This window comes from Viridibacillus arvi, from assembly GCF_001274945.1.
Lineage (GTDB): Bacteria > Bacillota > Bacilli > Bacillales_A > Planococcaceae > Viridibacillus > Viridibacillus arvi.
In genome coordinates this window covers 758,357-780,333 of the sequence record NZ_LILB01000005.1, presented here as the reverse complement: position 1 = coordinate 780,333, position 21,977 = coordinate 758,357, and the positions used below count along the sequence as shown (strand labels likewise).

Genomic DNA, 21,977 nt, shown 5'->3' with positions numbered 1-21,977 from the left:
TTTCGAGCAAATTTGCGGATAACTAAAGGTGAAAGTCGAATTAACAAGAATGTAGACATAGTGAATCAGATTATATACAATGGTTATGTAATAGTAAAACTCTATGGGATTTTGATGGGAGGAAGTTAGATGAATATCCATGAGTACCAAGGAAAGGAAATTCTAAGACAGTACGGGGTATCAGTTCCAAATGGCCGAGTAGCGTTTTCACCAGAGGAAGCTGTAAAAGTAGCAAAAGAATTAAGTACAAGTGTAGTCGTAGTTAAGGCTCAAATCCATGCAGGTGGACGTGGTAAAGCAGGTGGCGTTAAAATTGCCAAAAATTTGGACGAGGTACGTTCGTATTCGAAAGAATTATTAGGGAAAGTCCTGGTCACTCACCAAACTGGTCCAGAAGGTAAAGAAGTCAAACGCCTCTACATAGAAGAAGGCTCTGATATTAAAAAAGAGTACTATCTGGGTTTTGTAGTAGATCGTGCAACTTCAAGAATTACTTTGATGGGGTCTGAAGAAGGCGGGATGGACATTGAAGAGGTTGCAGAAGCAACTCCTGAGAAAATCTTCAAAGAAATAGTTGATCCAGCTATCGGACTAACAGGTTTCCAAGCGCGTCGTCTTGCGTTTAATATGAATATTCCAGACAAATTAATAAATAAAGCTGCATCACTTATGCTTGGAATTTATAAAGCATTTACTGAAAAAGATGCTTCTATCTTAGAAATCAACCCGCTTGTTGTAACAGGTGATGGTAACGTAGTGGCGTTAGATGCAAAATTCAACTTTGATGGAAACGCTTTATATCGTCATAAAGATATTGTTGAATTACGAGATTTCGAAGAAGAAGATCCAAAGGAAATCGAAGCTTCAAAATATGATTTAAGCTATATTTCATTAGACGGTAGCATTGGTTGTATGGTCAATGGTGCTGGACTTGCTATGGCTACAATGGATACCATTAGTTATTATGGCGGATCACCCGCAAACTTCCTGGACGTTGGGGGCGGTGCAACTGCTGAAAAAGTAACTGAAGCCTTCAAAATCATTCTTTCTGATACAAGTGTAAAAGGTATATTCGTTAACATTTTCGGGGGTATCATGAAATGTGATATTATCGCAGAAGGTGTTATTACAGCGGCTAAAGAGGTTGGCTTAAATGTACCGTTAGTTGTTCGCTTGGAAGGTACGAATGTTGAACTTGGTAAAGCATTGTTGAATGAATCTGGTATTAATATCGTTACAGCAGATTCAATGGCTGATGGTGCAAGAAAAATTGTAGAACTTGTAGGCTAAGAAGGGCGGGGACTTGAAATGAGCGTTTATATTAATAAAGAAACTAAAGTACTTGTACAAGGGATTACAGGGTCAACGGCTCTATTCCATACAAAGCAAATGCTAGAATATGGTACAAAAGTTGTAGCAGGAGTTACGCCTGGTAAAGGTGGTACAACTGTAGAAGGTGTACCTGTTTTTAACACGGTGGTTGATGCTGTTGAAGCAACAGGCTGTAATGTTTCTGTCATCTACGTACCAGCACCATTTGCGGCAGACGCGATATTAGAAGCTGTTGATGCTGATTTAGATTTAGTTATTTGTATCACTGAGCATATCCCGGTATTAGATATGGTTAAAGTGAAACGTTATATGGAAGGTAAGAAAACACGTCTAATTGGTCCGAACTGTCCAGGTGTTATTACTGCAGATGAATGTAAAATCGGTATTATGCCAGGTTATATCCATAAAAAAGGCCATGTAGGAGTTGTATCGCGCTCAGGTACTTTAACTTATGAAGCAGTTCATCAACTTTCTCAAGAGGGTATTGGTCAAACGACTGCTGTTGGGATTGGTGGAGACCCAGTTAATGGTACAAACTTCATTGATGTTTTAAAAGAATTCAATGAAGATCCAGAAACTTATGGTGTCGTTATGATTGGCGAGATTGGCGGTACTGCAGAAGAAGAAGCAGCTGAGTGGATCAAAGCGAATATGACAAAACCAGTTGTAGGCTTCATTGGTGGACAAACTGCACCTCCAGGGAAACGTATGGGCCATGCTGGTGCCATTATTTCAGGTGGTAAAGGCACAGCTGCTGATAAAATTAAAGCAATGAATGCAGCTGGTATCCAAGTAGCAGAAACACCATCTGTTATCGGTGAAACATTTATTAAAGTTATTAAAGAACATGGTTTATACGAAAAATGTAAAACCCATTAATATAGAAGGTGTAGCAAAGTCTTAATAGACAATGCTACACCTTTTAAGTAGTTATATGGATGGAGGGCGATGATGAAAGAAGCACAATTAACGCAGAGACTCTTAGCGTTGCATTATGTATTTCCGGTGCCATTAAACAGGTTAGCGCCTTTGTTTAAAGAGGATATTGAACTTGCAATGTTTGAACAAATGTCCACACAAAAAATTGCGCAATTATTAAATCTCTCCTATGAAAAAGCTAATAGATTAAAAGCTGCTTATATAGAAGCAATGGAAACCCCCTTACTCCAAGCTTATGAGCAAAAATTGATTACCCCTATCCCGTTCTTTCATCCCTTATTCCCTAAAGAGTTATTCGAATTATATGATCCCCCTGTATGTCTATATGTAAAAGGAAAAGTAGATTTACTAGTAAACAAACGTAAGATTGCTATAGTTGGTTCTAGAAAGGCGACTACCTATACAGAAAATGCATTACAGTATATTATGCCGGCATTGGTAGAACACGATTATATCATCGTCAGCGGTCTGGCGAAGGGAGCTGATCGAATGGCGCATGAAAGCGCAATTGCAAACGGAGGCAAAACAATCGCAATTCTTGGACATGGATTATTTCATCTGTATCCGAAAGAAAATACAAAATTAGCCGAAATAATTAGCAAAGATCATTTATTAATGACAGAATATCCGCCGTATATCGAGCCAAAACGATGGTATTTTCCAATGCGGAATCGTATTATTAGCGGTATATCGAAGGCGATACTAGTCACTGAAGCCGCTGAAAAAAGCGGTACATCCAGTACAATGGATCACGGTTTAGAGCACGGGAAAGAAATTTTCGTTGTACCTGGAGATATCACTTCAAAACTTTCATTAGGACCCCATAAATTGCTCTCAGAAGGTGCTACACCAGTCTGGAATGGTTATCAAATAATAGCAGAATTAGAAAGATATTTTAATTGATGATGAAATATAACTTGCAAAAATTTCTTTTCTGTTATACATTTTGCAACAGGTATTCTTTTGTAAACGCTAAGAAAAAAAGTTATAGTTGAATGGTAAGTTTTTTAACAAAATTTTCATGTACTTATTCAATTTTAACAAGTGAAACTAAAGAAAATGAAACATCACCTCTATAAGGGGGAACTCACATGTCGGATTATTTAGTAATAGTTGAATCGCCCGCAAAAGCAAAAACAATCGAGCGATATTTAGGAAAAAAATATAAAGTAAAAGCATCAATTGGTCATGTACGTGATTTACCTAGAAGTACAATGGGCATCGATACGGAAAATAATTTTGAACCAAGATACATTACCATTCGTGGTAAAGGTCCTGTTTTACAAGATTTAAAATCCGCAGCTAAAAAAGCCAAGAAAATCTATCTTGCGGCCGATCCAGATCGCGAGGGAGAAGCTATTGCTTGGCATTTAGCAACAGCTCTTAACATTGATATAAAATCGGATTGTCGTGTGTTATTTAACGAAATCACGAAAGATGCTATTAAAGAGTCATTTAAACATCCGCGTCCTATTGATATGGATTTAGTTGATGCTCAACAAGCACGTCGTATTCTAGACCGTCTTGTAGGGTATAACATTAGTCCTCTTCTATGGAAGAAAGTCAAAAAAGGTTTATCTGCTGGTCGAGTGCAATCAGTTGCATTACGTATGATTATCGACCGTGAAAACGAAATTAAAAACTTCCAGCCTGAAGAATATTGGACAATCGAAGGAAACTTTGAAAAAGGTAAAAAGCAATTTGATGCTATTTATTATGGAAATAGTAAAGAGAAAATCAAATTATCCAATGAAGAACAAGTAAAAGATGTCTTGAAGCTAATGAAGGGGGAAGATTTTGAAGTTGCAAAAGTAGTGAAACGTGAACGTAAGCGTAATGCAGCTCCATCTTTTACAACATCATCCCTACAACAAGAAGCCGCTCGTAAATTAAACTTCCGTGCGAAAAAGACAATGATGCTTGCACAGCAATTATATGAAGGTATAGATGTTGGTAAAGAAGGTACAGTTGGTTTAATTACGTATATGCGTACTGATTCGACACGTATATCTGAAACGGCGAAAAAAGAAGCATTTGAATACGTACAATCAACATACGGTAACGAATATACAACGCCTCTTGACCAACAAGCAAAGAAATCTGAAAAAGCGCAAGACGCACATGAAGCAATTCGTCCAACAAGCACATTGCGTACGCCTGATCAGTTGAAAGCTGTTTTATCTAGAGATCAACTCCGTCTTTATCGTTTAATCTGGGAACGTTTTATAGCGAGCCAAATGGCATCTGCTGTATTAGATACAGTAACAGCAGACTTACAAAATGGTGATGTATTCTTTAGAGCCACAGGTTCTCAAGTGAAATTCCCAGGTTTCATGAAGCTTTATATTGAAGGTTCAGATGATCAAAAAGAAGAAAAGGATAAGCTATTGCCACCAATGGAAAAAGGCGATATTGTAAAATCCTTGAATATTGAACCTAAACAACATTTCACACAGCCGCCACCTCGCTTCTCGGAGGCACGACTTGTTAAAACGATGGAAGAAATAGGAATAGGTCGACCATCAACTTACGCTCCAACATTGGATACAATTCAGAAGCGTGGTTATGTTACATTAGATAATAAACGCTTTGTACCTACAGAATTAGGTGAAATTGTTCACTCATTAGTTTTAGAGTTTTTCCCTGATATTATTAATATCGAGTTCACTGCAAAAATGGAACACGATTTAGATAGTATTGAAGAAGGTAATACAAAATGGGTGAGTATTATCGATGAGTTCTACCAAGACTTTGAAAAACATGTACAACACGCTGAAGTAGCAATGGAGAAAGTTGAAATTAAAGACGAACCTGCCGGTGAAGATTGTGAACATTGTGGTTCACCAATGGTATTCAAACTAGGTCGCTATGGTAAATTCATGGCATGTAGCAACTTCCCTGATTGCCGTAATACTAAAGCTATTGTCAAAGCAATTGGCGTAACATGCCCAACATGTAAAGAAGGCGAAATAGTAGAACGTAAGAGTAAAACAAAACGCATTTTCTATGGTTGTAATCGTTACCCTGACTGTGATTTCGTATCATGGGATAAACCGATTAATAGACCTTGTCCAAAATGTAGTGAATTATTAGTTGAGAAGAAACTGAAAAAAGGCGTACAAATTCAATGTACGAAATGTGACTATAAAGAAACAGCATCACAATGATGAGTATAAGAAAGAGGTAATATTAGCATGACAACAATCGTAAATGTAATCGGTGCAGGTTTAGCAGGTAGTGAAGCAGCTTGGCAGATAGCAAAAAGAGGCATTCAAGTTCGCTTATATGAGATGCGTCCAGTTAAACAAACGCCTGCTCACCACACAGATAAATTTGCAGAATTAGTATGTAGTAACTCACTACGTGCCAATAACTTAACAAATGCTGTTGGCGTTATTAAAGAAGAAATGCGTATGTTAGATTCGGTTATTATAGAAGCAGCAGATCGCAGTTCAGTTCCTGCAGGTGGAGCGCTAGCAGTGGATCGCCATGAATTCGCAGGCTATGTAACAGAAAAAGTAAAAAACCATCCACTTATTGAAGTAATTAATGAAGAAGTAACTGAAATTCCTGAAGAAGGTATAACAGTTATTGCTACAGGTCCATTAACTTCAAAAGCATTAGCAGAACAAATTCAAAGTTTAACAGGTGAAGAATATCTTTATTTCTACGATGCAGCTGCCCCAATAATTGAAAAAGACAGCATCGATATGGATAAAGTATATTTAAAATCTCGTTATGATAAAGGTGAAGCGGCATACTTGAATTGCCCAATGACTGAAGAAGAATTTAACCGATTCCAAGAAGCCTTAATTAATGCTGAAGTTGCACCATTAAAAGAGTTTGAAAAAGAAAAGTACTTTGAAGGCTGTATGCCAATCGAAGTAATGGCTGCACGTGGCCCGAAAACTATGCTATTTGGTCCTATGAAACCTGTAGGCTTAGAAGATCCTAGAACAGGTAAACGTCCACATGCAGTTGTACAACTTCGCCAAGATGACGCTGCAGGAACGCTTTATAACTTAGTGGGTTTCCAAACGCATTTAAAATGGGGAGCACAAAAAGAAGTATTTAGTATGATCCCTGGTTTGGAAAATGTGGAAATCGTTCGTTATGGTGTTATGCATCGAAATACATTTATCAACTCACCTAAAGCATTAGCACCAACTTACCAACTAAAAAGTCGTCCAAACATTTTCTTTGCTGGTCAAATGACAGGTGTAGAAGGCTATGTTGAGTCAGCAGGTAGTGGTCTAATAGCAGGTATTAATGCTGCACATCTTGCAATGGAGAAAGACTTATTAATCTTCCCAGCAGAAACTGCATTAGGGAGTATGGCGCGTTATATAACAGAAGCGGATTCAAAACACTTCCAACCGATGAATGTGAACTTTGGTTTATTCCCTAAATTAGGCGAAAAAATTAAATCGAAGCAAGAACGCGGTGAAAAACACGCAGAACGTGCATTGGCAGCTATTCAAAACTTTAAAAATACAACAAATATATAATTGTTTTAAGCCATTAAAATTGTTACAATTTTAATGGCTTTTTTTGTTTATAAATGAAGAGAATTTCTCATAATTAAAAAGAAGAGACAAATAGTGGTAATTCAATAGTAAGAATAATACATTTAAGTGTAACAAAGTTAACCAAAAGACTTGAATATACTTTTCAAGAAAAACTTTATTTTTACTTATGAACTGAAGTGTCGAACAATTCACATGAGTGTGTTATACTCATATGTGCCTTAAACAACTAGGATTAACATTAGCTCTAGATTAATAATCGTTTTTGCTTTATAAAAATGCTTAGAGTTAGATGGTTAAATTTGGAACTTTTATTAACGAGGTGTTCAAATGAACATACGATCTGAACAAGCACTTGAGCAATTTGTTATTTATATTCAATTAGAAAAAAATTTTTCACCATTAACAGTGCGAGAATATCAATCTGATTTACATGAATTTTTATCTTTCTTAAAAGTAGAAGGTGTAGTAGATTTAGCTGATGTTGAATATATACACGCCAGACTTTACGTAACAAAATTGTACGAAGAAAAAAAAGCGAGAACAACTATCTCAAGGAAGATTTCCTCAATCCGTTCTTTTTTTCGTTTTTTGAATAAAGAATACGGATTAGATGATGCAGGGTTTCAAGCCCTTTATCATCCGAAAAAAGAAGATAGACTACCGCGCTTTTTTTATGAAGAAGAGCTTGCCAGATTGTTTCAGGCAAACGAAGGGGAAGATCCGAAGTCTTTGCGAGATACAGCGATTCTCGAATTGTTGTATGCTACAGGTATTCGGGTTAGTGAATTGACATCTATTGAAATGAAAGATGTTGATTTTTCAATATGCATTTTACGTGTGATGGGAAAAGGGAGAAAAGAACGTTATGTACCATTTGGACATTTTGCTTCGGAGGCATTGCAACATTACCTAGCAAATTCACGTCCTAAACTTATGAAAGGCCTTCAAAACCCTCAACTATTTGTCAATATGCGAGGTGGAGCCCTTACCGCAAGAGGTATTCGTTATATATTAAATGATATGATGAAAAATGCAGAATTACATTCTAATATTTATCCTCATATGTTAAGACACACCTTTGCCACGCATTTATTAAACAACGGAGCAGATTTACGTACCGTCCAAGAATTACTCGGACACGCAAATTTATCTTCTACGCAAGTTTATACGCATGTGACAAAAGAACATCTAAGAAACACATATATGAATGCTCATCCAAGAGCGTAACAATTGGGAGGAGGGTTATTATGGTTGAAATGCATGCAACCACAATTTTTGCAGTACAACATAAAGGGCAGAGTGCGATGGCAGGTGACGGACAGGTGACACTTGGTAATGCAGTCGTAATGAAACACACAGCTAAGAAAGTACGTCGTCTATATAACGGTAAAGTATTAGCAGGGTTTGCCGGATCTGTTGCCGACGCGTTTACATTGTTTGAAATGTTTGAAGGGAAACTTATGGAGTTTGATGGGAACCTTCAACGTGCTTCAGTCGAAGTAGCTAAGCAGTGGCGCGGGGATAAAATGTTGCAAAAATTAGAAGCAATGTTACTTGTAATGAATAGTCAAACACTACTACTTGTTTCTGGTTCTGGTGAAGTCATTGAACCTGATGACGGCATCTTAGCAATTGGCTCGGGAGGTAACTATGCGTTATCAGCTGGTCGTGCGTTGAAGCAATACTCTGGAGAAACGTTATCTGCAGAGGAAATTGCAAAAGCATCGCTTGAAATTGCGGCAGATATTTGTGTATTTACGAACCATAATATTATCGTGGAGGCACTGTAACTATGACACAACAACAAACGCCTAGACAAATGACCGAGTATTTAGATCGTTATATCGTTGGACAACGTGATGCTAAGCGCGCGGTAGCTGTTGCGCTTCGTAATCGTCATCGTCGTCAACTTTTAGATGAAGAGATGAAAAATGAAGTCATCCCAAAAAACATCTTAATGATTGGACCAACTGGAGTTGGTAAAACGGAGATTGCCAGACGTATTGCACGTTTAGTAAAAGCGCCTTTCATAAAAATAGAAGCGACAAAATTTACTGAAGTAGGTTATGTAGGTCGTGATGTGGAATCGATGGTACGTGACTTAGTAGAAGTAGCTAACCGACTCGTGAAAGAAGAAAAACAAGAAGAAGTGAAGGACCAAGCAGAGAAATTAGCTAATGAACAAATTGTGAAATTACTTGTACCAAGTATGCGTAAAAAGCAATCAACTTCAAATCCTTTCGAAATGTTTTTCGGACAAAATTCCGAGAAAGAAGAAGAACCAACTACAGATGATACAGAAGTACGTTTAAAACGTTCGCAAATTGCAGAAGATTTAAAAGCAGGTAAACTTGAAGATGAATGGATCTCTGTAGAAGTGACGGAGCAAGCACCATCTATGTTTGGTGGGTTTCCTGGAGCAGGTATGGATATGGGTGGTAGTAACATGGGTGATATGTTATCAAGCTTAATGCCTAAGCAAAAGAAAAAACGCCGTCTACAAGTAAAAGATGCTAGACGTATACTTATAATAGAAGAAGCTAATAATTTAATTGATTCTGATGAAGTTTCACAAGAAGCAATTACGCGTGCTGAGCAAACGGGCATCATCTTTATCGATGAAATTGATAAAATTGCCAACAAGAATGGTAATTCTGGTTCTGCTAATGTATCAAGAGAAGGCGTTCAACGTGATATTTTACCAATTGTTGAAGGTTCAACTGTTAATACGAAGTATGGTCCTGTCAAAACAGATTATATGCTATTCATCGCTGCAGGTGCATTCCATATGTCTAAGCCATCAGATTTAATCCCTGAGCTACAGGGGCGCTTCCCAATTCGCGTTGAATTAGAAAAGCTTACGAAAGAAGATTTTGTTCGTATTTTAAAGGAGCCAGACCATTCATTAATTCTTCAGTATAAGGCTTTACTAAATACTGAAGGTGTTGAAATTGAGTTTACAGAAGAAGCGATTGATCGCATTGCTGAAATTGCTACATTTGTAAACCAAGAAACAGATAATATCGGAGCACGCCGCCTGCATACTATTTTGGAACGTCTTTTAGAAGAGTTGTCATTTGAAGCTGCAGATATCGCACCCGCTCACATCGATATTACACCATCATACGTAGATCAAAAACTTGGAGAAATTGCGAAGAACAAAGATTTGTCTCAATTTATTTTATAGTTTATAATCTAGGTTATTGTATGAAAATTTAAAAAGTTATGAAAATTAAATAAATTACGCAGAAAATATTACAGGAGGCTATATAAAAATGAATTTATTAGCTAAAACACGAAAAATTAACTCAATGCTTCAAGCATCTGCTGGGAAACCAGTTAACTTTAAAGAAATGGCTGACACATTAGGAACAGTCATCGAAAGTAACGTATACATCGTAAGCCGTAAAGGTAAATTATTAGGTATTTCAATTACTCAACAAATCGAAAACGAGCGCATTAACAAAATGTTTGAAGAGCGTCGTTTCCCTGAAGAATATACTCAAAATTTATATGACTTCTCTGAAACTGCTCCAAACCTTGATGTCCATGATGAACATAGTGCATTCCCGTTTGAAAACAAAGAGATTTTCAAATCAGGATTAACTACAATTGTACCGATTATCGGTGGTGGCGAGCGTCTAGGAACATTAATTTTAGCTCGTCTAGCAGGTACTTTTGAGGATGACGATTTAATCCTTGCTGAATACGGTGCAACTGTAGTAGGTATGGAAATTCTTCGTGAAAAAGCTGAAGAAATCGAAGAGGAAGCTCGTAGCAAAGCTGTCGTACAAATGGCGATCAACTCATTATCATACAGTGAATTAGAAGCTATTGAGCATATCTTCGAAGAATTAGATGGTAGCGAAGGATTGCTAGTCGCTTCTAAAATTGCTGACCGAGTAGGTATTACACGTTCAGTTATCGTTAACGCTTTACGTAAACTAGAATCAGCTGGTGTAATTGAATCACGCTCTCTAGGTATGAAAGGTACGTATATTAAAGTATTAAACGATAAATTCCTAAATGCATTAGCTGAAATCAAAATGCGCTAATAATTACGACCTAACTATCCCAAAGTCTATCGAAGACTTTGGGATAGTTTTTTTATATCTACACATCCACAATTGTACCTAGTAAATTATGGATGTATTTTTGTGAAATCATTAAAAGACAACGGAAAATTGAAAATATTGTCGATTAATATGGTGAATTTACAAAATCAACTGAATATGATGAAAAAAACATAATTCTTTTGTAAGGAGGGGTTAGATAATATATGGTTACCATTTTACTGTTAAAAAAGGATAAGAAGTAATAAAAAGGTAACTATTTTCAGAATAAAATAGTAAAGAACTATTATTATATGTGAAGTCTGTTATAGTAATATCAAGTTAAATTATTTGAAAATTGTACAAAATGTATCAAATGAATATGTGTCGAATTGGTGTTATTAGGAATAATTAACTTTCTACTATTATTGAATAGCTAAGAAATCCCTATAAACTCAATAGCAGCACAAGTAGTCGATAATATAAAGTATTATCTTTATTAACACTATTGTTATAGTGAATATTACCTTTACCTCTTATAGGAGAAGGGGTTTATAAGTTTTGAAAGAAAAGGGGAGTAAAGTGATAAAAATGGGTTTTTGTACCTATCAAAAAGAACCTAATACGGATAGACACTAGGATGCATCTCTAATACAATTAGATAGTAAAAATAAAATTGAAATTTGGTAGTTTATATCGAATTGGGGTGAAATATTTGGATTTATTTAGTGGAACGATAAGTAATTTGGAAAGTGGCCTCGCTTATGCTGCGGTGAAGAATAAAACAATCGCTCAAAATATAGCGAATAATGACACACCAAACTATAAGGCGAAAGACGTTAGTTTTAAAAAGATGTTAACTGAGGCACAAAATACATATATACAAGCAAACAGAACAGATCAAAGACATTTTGATTTTACTACTAAGAATTCGACACCAGGTGTTTATAGTTATTCTAATCTTCGCTATCGAGAAAATGGTAATGGTGTGGATATGGATAAAGAACAGGCGAGTTTGGCTGAAAATACAATTTTCTATAATGCCCTGGTAGACCGTATTAACGGTAAATTAAATACATTACAAACTGTCATTAAAGGGGGTAACTAATTTTGTCTATCTTCCATAGTATGAACACGACTGGCTCAGCACTTACTGCTCAGCGTTTAAGAATGGACGTCATTTCGTCTAATATGGCAAATGTCGATACTACACGAGCGACAATGGAAAATGGCGAATGGGTTCCGTATCGTCGTAAAACAGTAACGTTAACGTCGAAAGAAGGACAATTTTCAAATTATTTAAATACAGCGATGGGTTCAACAAGTAAACAAGGAGTTGGTAATGGTGTCAAAGTAACAGGTATTAATAATGATACTGAAACACCGTTCAAACTTATTTATGATCCAACACATCCAGATGCTAATGATGAAGGTTATGTACAAACTTCAAATGTTGATCCTTTAAAAGAAATGGTAAACCTAATATCGGCTACACGATCATACGAAGCGAACGTAACGGTTTTTAATGCAAATAAATCGATGCTAACAAAAGCTCTAGAAATAGGTAAATAATTTCTACAAAGGAGGATGGGTTAATTGCCAGTATCACAAATATCTCTAATGCAACCAGTTCAACCAACCATGACACAAAGAGTTGCTGAAACAATGCCTACAGAAACAAAAGAGAGTTTTGGAACAATGTTAAAAGACGCTATTCAATCTGTAAACGACAGTCAAGTTGCTTCAGATAATATGACAACTAAGTTGATAAATGGTGATAATGTTGAACTTCATGACGTTATGATTACTTCTCAAAAAGCGAGTATAACATTGAATACAGCATTACAAGTACGTAATAAAGTAGTAGAGGCGTATCAAGAAATTATGCGAATGACAGTTTAATTCGAACGGTTAGTGCGGATTTAACCACGTTTTAGAACATTCACTATAACCGGAGGCTTAAAATGAATGAAAGACTGACAAAAATCAAAACCGACTCCACAAGGTTTTGGGGAAGTCGTACGAAAGCACAAAAAGGTACGTTAATAGGTTCCCTTCTTGGAATTATTATTTTGGCAGCTGTTATTACATACTTTGCAACTAGAGTTACGTATGCGCCACTTTATTCAGATTTATCGACTGCTGAAGTAGGGAAAATAAAAGAAACCCTTGATGCTCAAGGCACAAAGTATAAGATTGCACCAGGTGGAACATCTATCTTAGTCCCAGAAAACCAAGTTGATCCACTATTAGTACAATTAGCATCAGAAGGTTTTCCGCAATCTGGTAAAATAGATTACTCATTTTTCTCTCAAAACGCTGGATTTGGTATGACTGATAATGAATTTAGTGTTTTGAAATTAGCTTCTACACAAACAGAACTAGCTAATTTAATTAAAGGGATTAAAGGTGTTAAAGACGCGAAAGTAATGATTACTTTACCTGAAGAGGGTGTATTCGTAAGTGATACACAGCAACCAGCTAGTGCATCGATAGTTTTGAATACAGAACCAGGTTATCAATTTACTGAAACGCAAATTCAAACCCTTTATAATCTGGCATCTAAAAGTGTTCCGAACCTAACACCCGAAAATATCGTAATTACTAATCAATACTTTGAATATTACGATTTACAGTCCACTAATACTGCAGCAGCGGGAGCTAGTGGTGCGGATGTCAATCAACAATTAACACTTAAAAAGCAAATTGAACGTGATTTGCAACGCCAAGTGCAAACAATGCTAGGTACTTTAATGGGAGCAGATAAAGTAGCCGTTGTAGTAACTACTGATATTGATTTTACACAAGAACAACGTGAAGAAAATCTAGTTGAACCAGTGGATAAAGAGAATATGGCTGGTATCCAAATCAGTGCGCAGCGTATTAGTGAAACATTTACAGGTACTGGAGCTGCGGCTTCGGGTACACCAGAAGCTGAAAATGCAACTGATAATTTTACAAACTATCAATCTGGGTCAACTGGTGATGGAGATTACGAGAAAACTGAAGAGACGATTAATAATGAAGTGAATCGTATTAAACGTCAGATCGTGGAAAGTCCGTATCGAATTCGTGACTTAGGTATTCAAGTAATGGTAGAACCACCAACAGCTAACGACGCAACGACTTTACCAACGAATGTACAACAGGATATTCAAAGTATGCTTGCATCGATCGTCCGTACTTCAATTGATAAAAATGAAGCTGGACAATTAACTGATGCTCAAATCGATCAAAAAATAAATGTCACTGTTCAACAATTGAATGGTAAAACACATTTAGCTTCAACTGAGACAAGTAAAATTCCATGGTGGGTATATGTAATAGGCGGTATTTTAGTAGTTGCTATAATTTTACTAGTATTCTTTATCTTACGTTCTAGAAGACAAAAAGCGACAGAAGAAAGCATGATTCTTGAAGATCAAGAAGAAATAGTTGAAGTAGAAGATATCACTACAGAAAAAGAAACAGAATCAACCGTACGACGTAAACAGCTTGAGAAGATGGCAAAAGACAAGCCAGATGATTTCGCGAAATTATTGCGTACATGGATAACTGAAGATTAATGGGGGGAAAAGCTGTGTCAAGGAAAGAAAAAGGTTTATCTGGTAAACAAAAAGCAGCGCTCCTGTTAATATCACTAGGACCAGAAGTGTCCGCTGCGGTATATAAACACTTAAGCGAAGAGGAAATAGAACGTTTAACGTTAGAAATTTCAGGAGTTAAAAAAGTTGAACCAGAGATAAAAGAAGAAATCATAGAAGAGTTTCATAATATTGCACTCGCACAAGACTACATTTCTCAAGGTGGAATTGGTTATGCGAAAACTGTATTAGAAAAAGCTCTTGGATCGGATCAGGCTCAAACAATTATCAATCGATTAACATCTTCTCTACAAGTAAGACCTTTTGATTTTGCGAGACGCACAGATCCTGCTCAAATTTTCAACTTTATTCAAAATGAACATCCGCAAACAATTGCGCTAATACTTTCATATTTAGAGCCGCAGCAAGCAGGTATTATACTATCATCTTTACCTCAAGAGGTACAAGCTGATATAGCAAAACGTATCGCTATGATGGATTCAACATCACCAGAAGTTATTAGTGAAATTGAATCGGTATTAGAACGCAAATTATCTTCAACTGTGACGCAAGATTACACGGAAACTGGTGGTGTCGACGCAGTTGTAGAAGTCCTTAATGGTGTTGATAGACAAACAGAAAAAACAATTCTGGATGCACTTGAAATTCAAGACCCAGAACTTGCAGAAGAAATCAAAAAACGTATGTTTGTTTTCGAAGATATCGTTACGCTGGATAACCGTTCAATTCAACGTGTTATACGCGATTGTGAAAATGAAGATTTACTCCTTGCAATGAAGATTTCGAGTGAAGAAGTAAAAGAAATCATTTTCAAAAATATGTCCCAACGTATGGCTGAGACATTTAGAGAAGAGATGGAAGTAATGGGACCTGTTCGCCTGAGAGATGTTGAAGATGCACAAATGAGAATCGTTGCAGTAACACGACGCTTAGAGGATGCAGGTGAAATCATTATCGCTCGTGGTGGAGGAGATGACGTCATTGTCTAGAATCATTCGATTCGATGATACTCTATCATCCAAAGAGAAAATTAGAACGATTGAAATACGCGAGCTAAGATTACCCGATGATCAGCAAGAAGTCGTTGAAGATTATTCCTTAGAAGAAGTTTTAGCTGAAAGAGAACGTATTATTGCTGAAGCACAATCTGAGATTACCATTCAACAACAACAATTCTTCGCTCAATGTGAAGAACAACAGCAGGCACTTGATTTTGCTAAAGATCAATGGGAACAAGATAAGCTTATTCTTCAACAACAAGCATATGATGAAGGTTTTCAGCAAGGCTTAGAAGAAGGACGCTTAAAAGCTGAAGATAATATGTCAGAAGCAGTTCAAATAGCTAATGAAACTACTATCAGTTCACAAGAAAATGCTCAACAATATCTAGAAAGTCAAGAAAGAGTCATTTTAGAATTGGCCATGAATGCTGCGACGCGCATTTTAGGATTAGCCTTAGAAGAAAATGGAGAGCTGTTTTTGAATGTGGTCCGTCGAGGTTTAAAAGAGGCAAGAGAGATGAAAGAAATTAAGCTGTATGTTTCACTTACTTATCATAAGCTCGTATCAAGTCATCGAGACGAATTAGCTTCCATTTTCCCGGTGGATGTACCATTCATGATTTTCGTAAATGAAGAATTAAATGATACGGATGGTTATATCGAAACAAATCACGGAAGAATTGTCGTGAGTATCGATGAACAGCTTAATGAATTACGATTGAAACTAATAGAAATATTAGAAAGCGTGGATCAGAAATGATGAAAGCGTCGCAGTTGGTTGAGCATATTCCATCAGTACAAACATTTAAAAAGTATGGTCGTATAACTCGTGTAGTTGGTCTAATGATAGAATCGCAAGGTCCAGAAAGCTCTGTTGGTGATGTATGTAAAATTCATGTGCAATCTTCAAAAAATGGACCTACAGAGATTTTAGCTGAAGTTGTCGGTTTTAAAGATGAAATCGTTGTACTCATGCCGTTTACATCAATTAGAGAAATTTCGATAGGCTGTTTAGTTGAAGGAACAGGGTCACCTTTAGAAATAAAAGTAGGGCCTGAACTTATTGGTAAAGTATTGGACTCAATGGGATTACCTATTGATGGACACAACTTACCAAAGGGCCTTGCTACTGTGCAGACAGAAGAGGACCCCCCAAATCCTTTAACTAGACCACCTATAAATGAAACCCTTGAAGTGGGTGTGAAAGCAATTGATGGCATGTTAACGGTCGGTAATGGTCAACGTGTTGGTATATTCGCCGGTTCAGGTGTTGGTAAGAGTACCCTTCTAGGCATGATAGCGAGAAATACAGAAGCAGATTTAAATGTTATCGCACTTATTGGAGAGCGTGGTCGTGAGGTTCGTGAATTCATCGAACGAGACCTTGGACCCGAAGGCTTGAAGCGCTCAATCGTTGTCGCTGCTACATCTGATCAACCCGCTCTTATGCGTATTAAAGGGGCGTTTACAGCTACAGCGATTGCAGAGTACTTTAGAAACAGAGGACTAAATGTCATGCTCATGATGGATTCAGTCACTCGTGTTGCTATGGCTCAACGAGAAATCGGTTTGGCGGTTGGTGAGCCACCAGCTACGAGAGGTTATACACCTTCTGTATTCTCTATTCTGCCTAAGTTATTAGAACGAACAGGTACAAATGAACATGGTTCTATAACAGCTTTCTATACGGTTTTAGTAGATGGGGATGACATGAATGAACCAATCGCAGATACTGTTCGAGGTATTTTAGATGGACACATCGTGCTAGATCGAACACTGGCAAATAAAGGGCAATACCCAGCTATTAACGTTTTAAAAAGTGTCAGTCGTTTGATGAATCATATCGTTTCTAAAGAACATGTCCAAGCTGCAGAACGATTGCGAGAACTTTACTATACGTATAACAAATCAGAAGACTTGATAAATATAGGTGCCTATAAGCGAGGAACTTCCAAAGAAATTGATCAAGCCATTCATTATGAACCTCTAATTACTGCATTTTTGAAACAAGGTTATTTAGATAATGTTAGTATGCAGCAGAGTGTGAATGAATTAATCAGTTTATCGAATGGTGGTGGGCTGTAATTGAGCGCATATACATATCGCTTTGAAAAAGTAATGACAGTAAGAGAGCAAGAAAAAAATGAAACAGAAATTGCTTTCAAAGAATCAGTCAGAGTTTTTGAAGAAGTAGCTACCAAACTTTATAATCTGCTAAAGAAAAAAGAAGACTTAATCGGTTTTCAACAACAACGAATGTCTACTGGTTCTAGTATCGATGAAATTCATCATTATTCAAGATTTATTGATAGTCTTGAAAAGACAATAGTAGATGTACAGCAAAAGGTTATTCAATCTCGCTCTAAAATGGAGTGGCATGAACAGAAATTGCTAGAAAAGTCGTTAGAATTTCGGAAGTATGAAAAGATGAAAGAAAAAGATTTTGAAACTTTTAAAGAAGAACAAGAAAGACTTGAAGCAATTCGACTAGATGAACTATCATCAGTCGCATATTACAACAAAGAAATCAGGTGATGGCATGGCAAAAAAAAATTTGGAGCATACAAAAGCTTCGGAAATAAAAGCACCTAGTACGCTTCAAAGGCTTTTTTATTGGGTGATTATACCATTACTATTTACAACTGCCGTTCTCCTGATCATTGCACATTTATTAAACGTAAATGTTTTTGAAAAAGCAAAAGAATGGACAAGTGGTACAGCCCAAAGTACTAACGAAAAAGTGTTAAATGAAAAAGATGAAAAAGAAAATGCCAAACAAATGGTAGAGCTAAAAGCACAAATTCAAGAAAAAGAAGCCCAAATTGCGCAATTACAAGGTCAAATAGAAGACTCAAAAAATGAAAAATCTAAACTTGTTATTGAACAAGATCGACTAATAGCTGAAATCGATAAGCTAGAAAAGGGCAAAACAGAAACGCAAAAAGAATTTAGCAGTATAGTTTCAACCTTTGAAAAAATGACACCAAAAGCAGCAGCTCCCGTCATCATAAATATGAGTGATTCGGAAGCAATTAAAATCCTAGCTAGCTTAAAACCTGAAACATTGGCGAAAGTTTTAGAGAAGATGCCAGCGAAAGATGCTGCCCGATATACTGTACTGTTAGCGAAATAATAATTCTATTAGTCGGAAGGAGGTGAAATCATGAATATAGAATCGATACAAATAGAAGCACCGAAAGCAAGTAGTCAATCAAAAAAATCAACTGATAGCCAGTCTAATACTGGATTTTCGGAATACTTATTAACTTCTAATAAGAATGAGCCGCCAGCTTCAGCTACAACAAATAGTAAGCAAAGTAATATAGATAAATTGAATAATCAGTCCATTAAGGAACCCACATTTAGCTCAAATAGATTATCTATCGATCTATCAAGAGGTCTAGAAGGTTTACTTGGACAAGTGTTAAATAACAGTGCTACTGGAGATCAGGAACAAGCAATCACTATAGAAGATATGTCAAACATACTTGGTGTAACTTCTCTAACAGATTTAAATAAATTGCTGAATAGTTCAATTGATGAAGCTACTCTAAGTAATGAAAGTATTTCACTAGATAAATTAGGCGAGTTATTAGGGGTAAACGTTGAAGATTTACAAGCTGCGATTCAGAAGTTAACAGGTGATGATACACAGGCAAAAGATGTTTGGGATTTACTTGCTGGTATTGATCAAAATGCCTTTGCATTGATGCAGAATTTGATGTCTTCTATAAGTGGAGAAAAGGGTGCAACAGTTTCTCAAACTCAGGCTTCAGATGTTCTGAAATTTTTAAAATTAGTTGAGCTTGCAGCACCTAAAACAGATTTAGTCTTAAATCAAGAATTACAAGTATTTCAAGTGAAAGAATGGATATCTGCTTTATCTACAAAAGTAGAACAGCTTCTAAATCAAGCATCGAGCAGTCAACTTTCACTTGTGAAATCTAAAGATGTACAACCTTTAATGATTAATTTAACCGATGCCAGTGCTAATGAAAGTGTTACAACCACTCTTACAGAAACAAAAGGTACAGCTAACACAACGGTGACATTAACATTACCAACGAACAAGGCATCTCAAGCTGAAACGTTTGTCAAAGAGTTCCAAGCGATTATGAATCGTAGTCAAACGTCAAATGCGCAAGGCATGACGAAGTTATTAATCAAACTTTACCCAGAAAATTTAGGGACAATTCGCGTGGAACTAGTACAAAAAGATGGTGTTATGACAGCTAGATTGTTAGCCTCAACAGCACTTGGTAAAGAAATGCTAGATAGTCAGCTAAATTCATTAAAACAAGGTTTAGTTAACCAAAATATACAACTTGATCGTATTGATGTCGCACAAGCATTAAGCGATGCAAGTCGTCAAGAAAAAGGCCAGAACCAATTCAATCAATCATTTAAGCAACAAGCACAGGACCAAGACGCTAAAAACAAAGACGAGCAAGATGAAGAACTTACATTTAGCAATTATTTAATGGAAATGGAGGTGTAGGATTATGGCAGATACGAAAATCACAGATACAAAGAGTATTTTAGATGAATACAATATTGCCAATAAACCATCTAACCAAAGACAAACAGGTAACTCTGCTTTAGGTAAAGATGCATTCTTGCAATTGCTAATTACACAATTACAAAACCAAGATCCAACAAACCCAATGGATGATAAAGAATTTATCGCACAAATGGCCCAATTCTCATCTCTAGAACAAATGACGAATATGACAACAGCGTTAGAAAACTTAACTCAATTACAACAACAATCACAGTTAATTGAATTCAACTCATTTATCGGCAAAGAAGTGAAATGGCATGAGTTGACCGATAAAAAAGGCGAAGATGGAAAACCGATTGTTAATGAAGGTACAGGAACTGTAGTCCGAGTGAAATACAGCGGAGAAGGCGTAATTTTTGTATTAGCAGACGGTAAAGAATTAACACCAGCTAATATTTCAGAAGTGATTAATGGAAGTGCGAGTGGTAACGGGGGATCCCTAGTAGAAGCGAGTATGTTAATCGGAAAAAATATTACATACAAAGTGACTACGGATAAAGATGATAATGAAGAATCTGAAGAACAACCAAAAGAAGTAACTAATGAAGCAACAGTCCAATCCGTTTCCAAAAAAGATGGACAAATCAAATATATACTTAGTAACGGTGATGAAGTAACAGCTGATCAAATCGTATCCATTGCACAAGGGAAATAAGATATATGGTGGATAAAATAAGATTTCAGCAACATATACAACAACTTCAACCAACTTTACGACAACAGTCAATTGCAAGACCGAGTGCTCCTACAAGCAAACAATCCTTTAGTCAAGAGTTAGAAAAGGCAACTAGTAGCCATCAGTTAAAGATAAGTAAACACGCTTCAGTTCGTCTTAACGAACGAAATATTCATATTGATGAAAAACAGTGGCAAAGAATTACTGATAAAGTTTTCGAAGCACGTTCAAAAGGTGTAAATGATTCGCTTGTTTTAACTGATCAGGCAGCGCTCATAGTTAGTGCGAAAAATGCCACAGTAATAACAGCAATGGATCGTAATGAAGCGAAAGATCAATTATTCACCAATATCGACGGCACAATTGTGCTGACATAAGGCAGGACCTTTTAAGGGTGCCTTTGTACTGCCAAATGACAGAAGCAGTACACTCTAAAATCGAAGGGAGAAAATTAAGTTATGCTACGTTCAATGTATTCAGGCATCAGTGGTCTTAAAAATTTCCAAACAAAATTAGATGTTATAGGTAATAATATCGCCAATGTTAATACGTATGGTTTCAAAAAAGGTCGCGTTGTTTTCAAAGATGTATTTTCACAAACAAGCGCAGGTGCTTCCGCGCCAACAGCTACTACAGGTGGTACGAACCCAAAACAAATTGGCTTAGGTTCTCAAATTGCTGCAATAGATACAATGCATGAAGGTGGTTCATTGCAAACGACTAACCGAGTACTAGATTTAGCGATTTCTGGTGATGGATTCTTCGTTGTTATGGATAAAGATGGAAAAAATTTAAAGTATACACGTGCAGGGAATTTTTATATGGATAAAAATGGTGATTTGGTTAATGCGGAAGGTAAGTATTTAAAAGGAACTGCTGGAGTAATAAATATACCTACAACCGCTCAAAGTATGTCTATCGGTAAAGATGGATCTGTAGATTATGTTGATGAAGCAGGTGTATTGCAAAAAGCAGGTCAATTAGAATTAGCTAAATTCCCAAATGCTGGAGGATTATCTAAGGAAGGTTCTAATTATTATAATGAAACATCAAACTCAGGTGCGGCTACAGTAGGTACTGCAGGTCTTAAGGGTATTGGTGAAATTGCTTCTGGTGCTCTCGAAATGTCTAACGTCGATCTATCAGAAGAGTTCACTGACATGATCGTAGCGCAACGTGGTTTCCAGGCGAATACACGTATTATCACAACATCTGATGAAATTTTACAAGAGCTTGTTAACTTAAAACGATAAGTTTTAGCTAAAATAACTTTCATTAAAAG

At 36.5% G+C, this 21,977-nt stretch carries 22 protein-coding genes; all 22 read left to right on the top strand.

What is annotated here, in order from left to right; genetic code table 11:
• The first annotated feature begins 129 nt into the window (after positions 1-129).
• Positions 130-1,290 (top strand): ADP-forming succinate--CoA ligase subunit beta, encoded by a 1,161-nt coding sequence (gene sucC, locus AMD00_RS13090; protein ID WP_053417481.1) that lies wholly within the window; start codon positions 130-132, stop codon positions 1,288-1,290.
• Positions 1,291-1,308: 18 nt separating this feature from the next.
• Positions 1,309-2,211, top strand: coding sequence for a succinate--CoA ligase subunit alpha (gene sucD / locus AMD00_RS13085; RefSeq protein ID WP_053417480.1), 903 nt, complete (start codon positions 1,309-1,311; stop codon positions 2,209-2,211).
• Positions 2,212-2,283: 72 nt separating this feature from the next.
• A complete protein-coding gene (gene dprA / locus AMD00_RS13080; RefSeq protein WP_211258663.1) occupies positions 2,284-3,174 on the top strand; it encodes a DNA-processing protein DprA in 891 nt (296 codons plus the stop codon).
• Positions 3,175-3,362: 188 nt separating this feature from the next.
• On the top strand, positions 3,363-5,438 hold the full coding sequence (gene topA, locus AMD00_RS13075; protein WP_053417478.1) for a type I DNA topoisomerase: 2,076 nt from the start codon (positions 3,363-3,365) through the stop codon (positions 5,436-5,438).
• Between the two features lie 27 nt (positions 5,439-5,465).
• A complete protein-coding gene (gene trmFO / locus AMD00_RS13070; protein ID WP_053417477.1) occupies positions 5,466-6,779 on the top strand; it encodes an FADH(2)-oxidizing methylenetetrahydrofolate--tRNA-(uracil(54)-C(5))-methyltransferase TrmFO in 1,314 nt (437 codons plus the stop codon).
• A 348-nt stretch (positions 6,780-7,127) separates the two neighbouring features.
• Positions 7,128-8,027 (top strand): tyrosine recombinase XerC, encoded by a 900-nt coding sequence (gene xerC / locus AMD00_RS13065; RefSeq protein WP_053417476.1) that lies wholly within the window; start codon positions 7,128-7,130, stop codon positions 8,025-8,027.
• Between the two features lie 20 nt (positions 8,028-8,047).
• Positions 8,048-8,590, top strand: coding sequence for an ATP-dependent protease subunit HslV (gene hslV / locus AMD00_RS13060; RefSeq protein WP_053417475.1), 543 nt, complete (start codon positions 8,048-8,050; stop codon positions 8,588-8,590).
• Between the two features lie 2 nt (positions 8,591-8,592).
• Positions 8,593-9,987, top strand: coding sequence for an ATP-dependent protease ATPase subunit HslU (gene hslU, locus AMD00_RS13055; RefSeq protein WP_053417474.1), 1,395 nt, complete (start codon positions 8,593-8,595; stop codon positions 9,985-9,987).
• A gap of 88 nt (positions 9,988-10,075) precedes the next feature.
• A complete protein-coding gene (gene codY, locus AMD00_RS13050) occupies positions 10,076-10,855 on the top strand; it encodes a GTP-sensing pleiotropic transcriptional regulator CodY (protein WP_053417473.1) in 780 nt (259 codons plus the stop codon).
• Between the two features lie 712 nt (positions 10,856-11,567).
• Positions 11,568-11,960 carry a flagellar basal body rod protein FlgB gene (gene flgB, locus AMD00_RS13045; RefSeq protein WP_053417472.1) on the top strand — a complete coding sequence of 131 codons (393 nt, stop codon included), beginning with the start codon at positions 11,568-11,570 and terminating at the stop codon, positions 11,958-11,960.
• A 2-nt stretch (positions 11,961-11,962) separates the two neighbouring features.
• Positions 11,963-12,424: a flagellar basal body rod protein FlgC gene (gene flgC / locus AMD00_RS13040; protein ID WP_038184088.1), complete on the top strand. Its 462-nt coding sequence runs from the start codon at positions 11,963-11,965 to the stop codon at positions 12,422-12,424.
• A 24-nt stretch (positions 12,425-12,448) separates the two neighbouring features.
• Positions 12,449-12,754 (top strand): flagellar hook-basal body complex protein FliE, encoded by a 306-nt coding sequence (gene fliE / locus AMD00_RS13035; protein ID WP_083446227.1) that lies wholly within the window; start codon positions 12,449-12,451, stop codon positions 12,752-12,754.
• A gap of 62 nt (positions 12,755-12,816) precedes the next feature.
• Positions 12,817-14,418, top strand: coding sequence for a flagellar basal-body MS-ring/collar protein FliF (gene fliF, locus AMD00_RS13030; protein ID WP_053417471.1), 1,602 nt, complete (start codon positions 12,817-12,819; stop codon positions 14,416-14,418).
• A 14-nt stretch (positions 14,419-14,432) separates the two neighbouring features.
• Positions 14,433-15,446, top strand: coding sequence for a flagellar motor switch protein FliG (gene fliG, locus AMD00_RS13025; protein WP_038184093.1), 1,014 nt, complete (start codon positions 14,433-14,435; stop codon positions 15,444-15,446).
• Positions 15,430-16,218: a flagellar assembly protein FliH gene (gene fliH / locus AMD00_RS13020; RefSeq protein ID WP_211258647.1), complete on the top strand. Its 789-nt coding sequence runs from the start codon at positions 15,430-15,432 to the stop codon at positions 16,216-16,218. Before fliG ends, fliH begins: the two co-directional genes overlap by 17 nt.
• Positions 16,218-17,543, top strand: a complete 1,326-nt coding sequence (fliI, locus tag AMD00_RS13015; RefSeq protein ID WP_053418297.1) for a flagellar protein export ATPase FliI — start codon at positions 16,218-16,220, stop codon at positions 17,541-17,543. Before fliH ends, fliI begins: the two co-directional genes overlap by 1 nt.
• Positions 17,544-17,993 (top strand): flagellar export protein FliJ, encoded by a 450-nt coding sequence (gene fliJ / locus AMD00_RS13010; protein WP_083446226.1) that lies wholly within the window; start codon positions 17,544-17,546, stop codon positions 17,991-17,993.
• Entirely contained in the window at positions 17,950-18,591 is a 642-nt protein-coding gene (locus tag AMD00_RS13005) for a MotE family protein (protein WP_157059248.1), read from the top strand. The genes fliJ and AMD00_RS13005 overlap by 44 nt, the downstream gene beginning before the upstream one ends.
• A gap of 30 nt (positions 18,592-18,621) precedes the next feature.
• Positions 18,622-19,956 carry a flagellar hook-length control protein FliK gene (locus AMD00_RS13000; protein WP_053417468.1) on the top strand — a complete coding sequence of 445 codons (1,335 nt, stop codon included), beginning with the start codon at positions 18,622-18,624 and terminating at the stop codon, positions 19,954-19,956.
• A 4-nt stretch (positions 19,957-19,960) separates the two neighbouring features.
• Positions 19,961-20,674, top strand: coding sequence for a flagellar hook assembly protein FlgD (gene flgD, locus AMD00_RS12995; RefSeq protein ID WP_053417467.1), 714 nt, complete (start codon positions 19,961-19,963; stop codon positions 20,672-20,674).
• Between the two features lie 8 nt (positions 20,675-20,682).
• Positions 20,683-21,072, top strand: coding sequence for a TIGR02530 family flagellar biosynthesis protein (locus AMD00_RS12990; RefSeq protein WP_053418295.1), 390 nt, complete (start codon positions 20,683-20,685; stop codon positions 21,070-21,072).
• 81 nt (positions 21,073-21,153) lie between these two features.
• Positions 21,154-21,948 carry a flagellar basal body rod protein FlgG gene (flgG, locus tag AMD00_RS12985; RefSeq protein WP_053417466.1) on the top strand — a complete coding sequence of 265 codons (795 nt, stop codon included), beginning with the start codon at positions 21,154-21,156 and terminating at the stop codon, positions 21,946-21,948.
• Positions 21,949-21,977 lie beyond the last annotated feature (29 nt).